The following is a 7617-nucleotide window of genomic DNA, read 5'->3' as shown; positions in this document are numbered from 1 at the left end:
AAATCTTTGGGGCGACCCAAGGAATCTCCCTGCATACCCGGAACGGGTTGCTGGGAGAGGATGTCAACGCTGGCAAACCATAGTATCGGGAACGGCGCGAGGACGGCTTTTCGGGGGAAACCTTTCCGTATTGTCGGGAATCGCCGGATCGCCTTACGCCGTCGATCTCGAAGGCGCGATTTTGTTTCTCGAAGACGTGGGAGAAGACATCTACCGCATCGATCGCATGATGACCCATCTCAAACTCGCTGGTTGGTTCGATCGCCTGGCGGGGTTTGTCTTCGGACAATGTACCCGCTGCGATCCCGGCGAAGGGTACGGTTCCCTAACCCTCGAAGAAGTGGTTTGGGGACATATCGAACCCTTGGGAATTCCCGCCTGGTACGGTGCAACTATCGGCCACGTCGAACCCATCGTCACGCTTCCGCTGGGAACGGACGTAGAAGTCGACGCCGACGGGGGAACGATTCGGATGTTGGAACCTGCTGTGTTGTAGCAAAATCCTATGAGACGCCGTCAATTGTTCGTTTTAGGTGGAAGTCTGTTCGGCTTGGGGGTGGGGGTTGCAGTCCGCAAGGCGTTCGCACCGCCGAAACTCTCTCCATCAACCCCGAAACCCGTTGCGACGCCGTCCCCAGAACCTGCGACTATTGAATCGCTGCGATCGCCAGTCGGCCCCGATGGAATGTTAGCCCCCCGACGCGGCGACGTGCGAATTGTCGTCGTTAGCGATCTCAACAGTCAGTACGGTTCGACTACCTACGAACCTCAAGTCGATCGCGCGGTGGAACTTCTCCCCGACTGGGAACCGGATTTAGTTATCTGTAGCGGCGATATGGTAGCCGGACAAGATCCGTTTTTAACCGAATCCGAAATTCGCGCCATGTGGGACGCCTTCGATCGCCATCTCCGCAAACCGATCCGCAACGCCGGTTTTCCCTTCGGCTTCACCCTCGGAAATCACGACGCCTCGGGAGTTCTCGCTAACGGCGCGTATTTGTACGACACCGAACGGGAATTAGCGCGGGAATATTGGCAAAATCCCGACCGCGATACGGGGTTGAACTTTGTCGATCGCTCGGGATTTCCCTTCTATTACAGCTTTACGCAGAACGATATTTTTTACCTGGTTTGGGATGCCTCCACCTCGAAAATTCCCGCCGAACAACTGGCGTGGGCCGAAAAAAGCCTCTCGGAAGACGTGGCGAAACAGGCCAAACTTCGTATCGCGATCGGTCATCTCCCGTTGTACGCCATCGCGATCGGACGAGACGAGTTGGGAGAAATCGTCGCCAACGCTGAAGACGTGCGATCGCTCCTCGAACGTCACCGCGTCCGTACTTACATCAGCGGACACCATCACGCCTATTTTCCCGGTCGTCGCGGCGAATTGGAACTTCTCCACGCTGGCGCGTTAGGAAGCGGACCGCGAATGTTACTCGACGGTGCGCTGTCGCCGACACACACGTTAACAGTCGTCGATATCAATTTCGCCGAGGAAATCACCCGCTACACGACGTACGATATGAAAACCTTGGAGGCGATCGATCCCGAAACCCTTCCTCGCATTATCGTCGGTCCCAACGGTTGGGTGTTGCGGCGAGATGTCACTTGGGAGTCGTTAACGCCAGAGGAACAAAACAAACAGTACGTTCCCATTGAGTGATACGAAATCCGTGTACGAAAACCTGGCTATAATACAAGAAGTGTAGTCAGGAACGACAGCGATGCCAAGAAAAGTGAGTTTAGCCCCTCATTTCAGCGCAGAGGAGCTGAGAGAAAAATACAAGAAAAGCCGCGATAATGTGGAAGCCAGACGGTGGCATTTGTTGTGGAAAGTGGCCAGGGGTTGGACACTCAAGAATAGTGCTATAGCTGTGGGGCTCAATTATGAATATGCCCAAAAAGTCGTAAAAAAATATAACCAAGAAGGTGATAAAGGAATCAAAAATCAACGAAATCAAAATCACCCCAAGACCAAAAAACACCGAGCATTACTCAATGAAGAGCAATTGAATAAACTCAAAGAAGCTCTCAAAGGAAAACCTTCTGATGGAGGGCAATGGACGGGGCCGAAAGTGGCTCGCTGGATTGAAAAAGAAACGGGACGAGAGAAAGTCTGGAATCAGCGAGGATGGGATTATCTAAATAAAGTGCGGTTACTCTTGGCAGAGACCGAGACCCAAGCACGAAAAAGGAAATAAAGAGGAGCAAGAGCAGTTCAAGAAGGATTTGCCGCTCAAGGTAAAAAAGTTACAAGAGGAGCATCCCAACTCCGAAGTTCAAGTCTGTTTTTTCGACGAACATCGTGTGGGATTAAAACCTATCCGGGTGCATCTCAAAACAGGTTTTCTAACGGTACTTAAACAAATTTCAAGCCCAAACCAAGCCAAAACGCGCTTTGTGAGCGGCAAACAGGTCTCGATTCTCGTTCAGCCATGCCACAAAACGAAAAGACATGGCTGTCCGAAAAGCCTCTAAAGCATCTACAAAAGTTTCCAAAGGTTGGTTCGCCCACTTCCTTCGTAAACCGCCCGTCAACTTATGCCAAAGGATAAAAGTGTAGGCACAAAATACCAAAATTAAATGCCGCTGTAAACTCTTCAAACCTCTCGCCTGGCATTCCCTCCAACCCAACCATCCTTTGGCTTCCCGATAGAAGACTTCTACCCAGTTTCGCCCTGAGTAAGTGTTCACGACCCATTCGGCAGTCACTTTTTCGGAGTCTTCATTCGTGATGAAATAATCAATTTCTGTCGCGTCCGCATAAGAACTTGCATTCATGACGATAGCAAAGGTTCTTTCTCCTTGTAGACGTGACAGCTCTGCCGTACCCGTCGCCACCCACAGGGTTTTGGGCTTGTTTGAATTTAGAGAAACTGACGTAAAGTCCTCTTCTGGTAAGCTTTTGGCATATTCATCAAGGCGAATCTTTTGCCAATTTTCTCCCGATTGATTCAGCCAGATTTTCCGATTTTTGGCGACGGCTCCTAGATACTTCAGTCGGCGAGATTCGAGTCCCTTTAAAAAATTTGTGTTGTTACCATAGCCGGCATCCATGAGGACGATTCCCGGTCGATACCCTCTCTTTAAACTCCGGTCAATTAATTCTAAGGCGATTTCGGGTTTCTTTTTGAAAGAGGGATCTTTCTTGCCTGAGGGTAAGGAACTGGCTGGCTGATAGATTTCTACATCCAGAGGCAAATTTTTTTTGCCATCATAGAGATGGGTCGTTACCGCCACGATTCCGTTGTCGAGCTTGCCGATTTCTCCGATGTACTGTCTTCCCACACCTGCGGTGAAGTTGCCGCTTTTTCGATGTCCTGTATCATCGAGCAGCAAGGCAAATCCCCGACCCACTCGGGTTTGATGGCAGGAGTCCACCACCTTTAAACGACGTTCGTTAATACGCTTCTCCTCCCAAGGGGATTCCGTTATAAAATGATGTAAGCGGTTGTAAACCACTCCCACCGAGTCGTTTGCCATCTGAGTTATGTTTTTTCGCTGGCTTTCCCCGAGTAATCCTCCCAAATAGTGTCTAAACCCCTTTTTTTGTGCTTGGGTTTTGAAGTCGGGGTCGAAACGCTTGCACCACTTCTCAAAGCAGGGTGGCATAGCGGCTGGGGTGGTCTCTCTCATGGGGACACTCTCCACCTTAAATCCTTTTCAGTCAAGGGTTTTGCTTTTATTTTACCTTTTTTACCGTTTAAGTCCCGGTAGGAGGATTACCCCTCCAGATGGAGAACCACGTCGAAGCCGTTGCAGACTTAGCCCTAGCCATGCAGCGGGAAATTAACAAACTCAATCGAACCTTAGACGAACCCCTTCAGCTACGAGTGGGGATTGAGACGGGATCGGTGGTCGCGGGGGTCATCGGCATTAAAAAGTTTATTTACGACCTATGGGGGGACGCCGTCAACGTTGCCAGTCGCATGGAATCCTCGGGTCTTCCCGGTAAAATTCAGGTGACGGAAGCGACATATCATCGTTTGAAACATCGTTACCGTTTGGAGTTGCGGGGAACGGTGACGATTAAGGGCAAAGGAGAAATGACCACCTACTGGCTTCTGGGCCAACAAGACATACGCTCGCTGTCTTGCCGAGAAGCGTTTGAAGACAGCGAGCGCCAGAGTTAGCCAGAGATGCGAGAACGGGGAGGTTCAGGCGATCCGTTGGCGCAACAGCCACACGCAGAAGGTCAGCATCAACAGCACGCCACTCGACGGCGTAGCTTCGGGAACTTGAACGGGAACGCTGGTCGGAACGCGCATGACCACGGGCTGACTGGTGACAGTGGGAGGGGGCGCCGGTTGCTGTAGCGTGGCTTCGGCGACGAAAACTTGTTGAATTTGGCTTTCCATTGTAGATGTCCTCTGATGATGCAATGCGATGATAGTTCCAAAAAAACGGCTCTAACGAGTGAGCCAAAAATAGGCTAAAATCTAAAAAGAGAGCGTACTTGGGTTTACTGGCTGTCTCGCAGTTGTTGGCGCAACAGCCACACGCAGAAGGTCAGCATTAGGAGGATGCTGCTCGAAGGTCCCGCTTCGGGCATTTGCATCGGAAAACCGAAGGGCATGGGGCTGGCAACCGGTTGTTGGGCGGTGTAGGTGGGTTGTTGGACTGGGGCTTGAGTTTGCACGATCGCTTTCCTGAGTAGAACGACAAGATATCGAGAACAGTCGGTTTAAATGAGCCGAAAACGAGTCGATCGCCGAGACAGTTTTAATTCCCTACAATCCTTCTATAAAAGAGGTTTTGAGGTATCGCTCGCTTCGGACAAGTCCATTATAGGCTCATTTTTGGCTCTGTCAAGTTTTCAGTAGAAATTATCCGAAACTGAACTCTTTGCAATTTTTCTGGAGGTCTCAAACCCTATGGCAGCAACCCTAAAAGCCTCGCCTCGCGGCTTGGAACTGGTCGATCGCGCCCGTCGGTTGAAGGGGTGGTTGAAGTCTTCCGATACTTGGTGCGACGCGGCTTCGACGTCGCGGGCAACGCTGAAGCGATTTTGGCGAGGATTGCCGATTCGATCGCAAACCTTCATCGCCATCTGCGAGGCGGTCGAGGCCGACTGGAAAGCCGTGGTAGAGGCCGCCGAAATCCCGTCTATCTCGAAGGTTCGAGCATCGGAACCAACTGAGCGATCGCCGGTCGAACCGTCAGAACCGATTGTGGATTTCTTTGCTTACGATGAAGCCTGGGTGGGGCGAGAGCATCTCGTCGAAGAACTGACCCAGCAACTGCGCCAATCCTGTCGGATTCTCGTACTGCTCGGCATTACTGGCATCGGTAAAACCGCTCTCGCCGAGCGCATCGCCGTTGCGTTGCACGACGATTGGATGGGGGGAGAGTGGCACTACCTTCTGCGCGAAAACTTGGAAAACGAACGTCAAGCGATGGACTTCGCGAGCGTCGCCACTCGCTGGTGGCAGCGGTGGGGCGTTCCCGTCGATAATTGTAAAGATACCGAACGGCTGTTGCAGCGCACGATCGATCGCTTTCTCGAACAGCCCTATTTACTCATTATCGACTCCCTAGAACTGATCCTGACGGGAAACGAAGACGAGGGCTGGAGTGATTTTCAAGATCCCTGGTGGGCGCAGTTTTTCGAGGGAGTTTTGGCGGCTGAGTCTTGCCCGAGTCGCATCGTTCTCACGTCACAAGACTTTCCCGGTCAGCTTCCCCCCCGTTACGAAGCGTTTTGGAACTGTCAGTTCGTCAGCGGCTTGGCGCCGGAGGAGCAGTTGGCACTGTTCGCAAAAACTGAGCTAAAAGTGAGTCATCAAGATCGTCCGTATCTGGAACGGATCGGTGCGGCCTACGAGGGACACCCCCTAGCGTTGCGGGTGATTGCCGGTGAAATTACCAACGCGCCGTTTCGAGGAAATGTGGTAGCGTACTGGAAGAAATACGGACGAGAAATAGAGGAAGTCGAAAACGCGATCGCAGAGGCCAAAACAGGGACAACCACTTCTGCGAGCGATCGGTGGCAACTCCATCAATGTACGCGACACCTGCGCCTGAAAGTTCGCGATCGGCTCGAGCGGACTTTTAACCGTCTCGAACGAGAAGCTCGCAACGCCTATCTCTTGCTTTGCGAAGCTTCGGTGTATCGCACTCCCGTCCCCGAAGACTTTTGGCTGAGCCATCTCGAAGACTGGGATTGCGACGAATTCGCCCGTCATCTCGCCCTCGAAACCCTGCGAGATCGCTATCTCGTTGAAGAAATTGTCGAAAACGATCGCATTCTCCTGCGCCAACACAACCTCATCCGTAGCGTTTCCCTCAAACACTTACAGCAACTCGATCTCGACGATGGAGAACTGCCCAGATAAGTCCGATACTGAGGAACCGAGATCGCCTTCTTTTCAGGACGCGTTGCTCCGTCGCCTGGACTTACAAGCCGCCGGTCTCAAATCCATCAGTCCTCGCTGGAAGCGGACTCACTACCGAGCCGTTCTCAACTGGTTGACGCGCTACGAACCCGCTCCCAACGCCTCCAATCTCGATCGCGTGCGCGGGTACGTCGAAGCCTTTCGCCATTTATGCGAAATTGATGACTGGGAACGGGCGCGGGAAATTCTCCTGCTGCGCCTCAACACGCCAACCGGCGACGAGCTTCACAAACAACTCGAAGTGTGGGGATACTACCGCGAACAAATCGAATTGTACGAGCAGCTACTAGGAAAGAGTAGTCTCGAACTCGACCTGACCTGTTTGAAGGGATTGGGAACCGCCTATTCTTATCTCGGAGATTACCCGAAGGCCATCGAGTGTCACCAGCGACATTTAGAAATCGCGCGAATTCTCGGAAACCAACAAAGCGTCGCGATCGCTCTGGGAAACTTAGGACTGGAATTTTACTATCTCGGCGAGTACCGACGGGCGATCGAGTATCACGAACAGACCTTAACCCTCTCTCGCGAGATCGGCGATCGCCTCGGGGAAGGCCAAGCCTTGGGTAACTTGGGGCTAGCCTATCACGCCCTGGGGGATTACACGGCCGCCATCGCCCAACACGAGCAAGATTTAGACATCTCGCGGGAGATGAGCGATCGCCTCGGGGAAGGTCAAGCTTTGGGCAATCTCGGCTATGCCTATTATGCTTTGGGAGAATACCGAAAAGCCCTTGAGTGCGAGCGCCAGTACCTCGAAATTTCCCGCGAAATTAGTTTTCGCGAAGGAGAAGGAATCGCCCTATCTAACTTAGGCGAAACCTACATCCGACTCGAACGCTACGAAGACGCTCGCAACGCATTAGAAAAAGCCCTTGACATCGCACGGGAAATCGGCGATCGCCACGGGGAAGCTGAAGGGTTGAAAAACCTGGGCGAACTGTACGATCGGCTCGGCGATCGCGATACCGCTTTTTCATATTGTCAGCAAGCCTTAACCATTTCCCGAGGATTGGGTATTCCTCTGGCGGACGAGTGCGAAACCTTACTCGTTCAGTTGAAGGCTTAATACGGAATCCGACTCTCAACGCTGAGCGAAGTCGAAGCGTTGAGTCCGAGCGGAGTCGAAGACTCAAACACTGGTTTTGCCCGACCTGACAAGTCTCTCTATCCCCCCAACCATCCCCCCAACCCCCCTTTCAAAGGGGGGCGAAGGGGG

General features: G+C 52.4%; 9 protein-coding genes and 2 pseudogenes. 8 read left to right on the top strand and 3 right to left on the bottom strand.

Annotated elements, in window-relative coordinates:
• The 5 genes and pseudogenes from GEI7105_RS41005 to GEI7105_RS41000 form a co-directional block, all read left to right on the top strand.
• Window positions 1-83, top strand: a pseudogene (locus tag GEI7105_RS41005) (transposase); the annotation flags it as partial.
• 47 nt (window positions 84-130) lie between these two features.
• Window positions 131-496: a hypothetical protein gene (locus GEI7105_RS0110880; protein ID WP_017660493.1), complete on the top strand. Its 366-nt coding sequence runs from the start codon at window positions 131-133 to the stop codon at window positions 494-496.
• A gap of 9 nt (window positions 497-505) precedes the next feature.
• Complete coding sequence (locus tag GEI7105_RS0110875) at window positions 506-1666, top strand: metallophosphoesterase family protein (RefSeq protein ID WP_026097582.1); 1161 nt, start codon at window positions 506-508, stop codon at window positions 1664-1666.
• Window positions 1667-1727: 61 nt separating this feature from the next.
• Complete coding sequence (locus GEI7105_RS0110870; protein WP_026097581.1) at window positions 1728-2204, top strand: helix-turn-helix domain-containing protein; 477 nt, start codon at window positions 1728-1730, stop codon at window positions 2202-2204.
• Window positions 2149-2481, top strand: coding sequence for a winged helix-turn-helix domain-containing protein (locus GEI7105_RS41000; protein ID WP_375339033.1), 333 nt, complete (start codon window positions 2149-2151; stop codon window positions 2479-2481). Before GEI7105_RS0110870 ends, GEI7105_RS41000 begins: the two co-directional genes overlap by 56 nt.
• Here GEI7105_RS41000 and GEI7105_RS0110865 read toward each other — a convergent pair.
• Window positions 2374-3639 carry an IS701 family transposase gene (locus GEI7105_RS0110865; protein WP_026097477.1) on the bottom strand — a complete coding sequence of 422 codons (1266 nt, stop codon included), beginning with the start codon at window positions 3637-3639 and terminating at the stop codon, window positions 2374-2376. The genes GEI7105_RS41000 and GEI7105_RS0110865 overlap by 108 nt on opposite strands.
• Window positions 3640-3716: 77 nt before the next feature.
• On the opposite strand from GEI7105_RS0110865, the pseudogene GEI7105_RS0110860 reads away from it, so the two are divergent.
• Window positions 3717-4136, top strand: a pseudogene (locus tag GEI7105_RS0110860) (adenylate/guanylate cyclase domain-containing protein); the annotation flags it as partial.
• A 24-nt stretch (window positions 4137-4160) separates the two neighbouring features.
• Here GEI7105_RS0110860 and GEI7105_RS0110855 read toward each other — a convergent pair.
• Both GEI7105_RS0110855 and GEI7105_RS37125 read right to left on the bottom strand, forming a co-directional pair.
• Window positions 4161-4361 (bottom strand): hypothetical protein, encoded by a 201-nt coding sequence (locus GEI7105_RS0110855; RefSeq protein ID WP_017660490.1) that lies wholly within the window; start codon window positions 4359-4361, stop codon window positions 4161-4163.
• A 104-nt stretch (window positions 4362-4465) separates the two neighbouring features.
• Window positions 4466-4642 (bottom strand): hypothetical protein, encoded by a 177-nt coding sequence (locus GEI7105_RS37125; RefSeq protein WP_017660489.1) that lies wholly within the window; start codon window positions 4640-4642, stop codon window positions 4466-4468.
• Window positions 4643-4877: 235 nt separating this feature from the next.
• On the opposite strand from GEI7105_RS37125, the gene GEI7105_RS0110845 reads away from it, so the two are divergent.
• Together GEI7105_RS0110845 and GEI7105_RS30010 are read left to right on the top strand one after the other, a co-directional pair.
• The gene (locus tag GEI7105_RS0110845) at window positions 4878-6338 is read left to right on the top strand and encodes an ATP-binding protein (protein ID WP_017660488.1); all 1461 of its coding nucleotides are present in this window, start codon (window positions 4878-4880) and stop codon (window positions 6336-6338) included.
• A complete protein-coding gene (locus tag GEI7105_RS30010) occupies window positions 6319-7467 on the top strand; it encodes a tetratricopeptide repeat protein (protein ID WP_083862353.1) in 1149 nt (382 codons plus the stop codon). Before GEI7105_RS0110845 ends, GEI7105_RS30010 begins: the two co-directional genes overlap by 20 nt.
• The last annotated feature ends 150 nt before the right edge of the window (window positions 7468-7617 follow it).

Origin of the sequence: Baaleninema simplex PCC 7105, assembly GCF_000332355.1 — a bacterium.
Lineage (GTDB): Bacteria > Cyanobacteriota > Cyanobacteriia > Cyanobacteriales > Geitlerinemataceae > Baaleninema > Baaleninema simplex.
Note: the sequence above shows the minus strand (reverse complement) of the source record. Positions and strands in the feature narration are given on the sequence as shown.

Bases quoted from the DNA above. Each gene is read 5' to 3' on its own strand.
- GEI7105_RS0110870 (WP_026097581.1), top strand. From the start codon at position 1,728: ATGCCAAGAAAAGTGAGTTTAGCCCCTCATTTCAGCGCAGAGGAGCTG.
- GEI7105_RS0110875 (WP_026097582.1), top strand. From the start codon at position 506: ATGAGACGCCGTCAATTGTTCGTTTTAGGTGGAAGTCTGTTCGGCTTG.
- GEI7105_RS0110865 (WP_026097477.1), bottom strand. From the start codon at position 3,639: ATGAGAGAGACCACCCCAGCCGCTATGCCACCCTGCTTTGAGAAGTGG.
- GEI7105_RS30010 (WP_083862353.1), top strand. From the start codon at position 6,319: ATGGAGAACTGCCCAGATAAGTCCGATACTGAGGAACCGAGATCGCCT.
- GEI7105_RS0110855 (WP_017660490.1), bottom strand. From the start codon at position 4,361: ATGGAAAGCCAAATTCAACAAGTTTTCGTCGCCGAAGCCACGCTACAG.
- GEI7105_RS0110845 (WP_017660488.1), top strand. From the start codon at position 4,878: ATGGCAGCAACCCTAAAAGCCTCGCCTCGCGGCTTGGAACTGGTCGAT.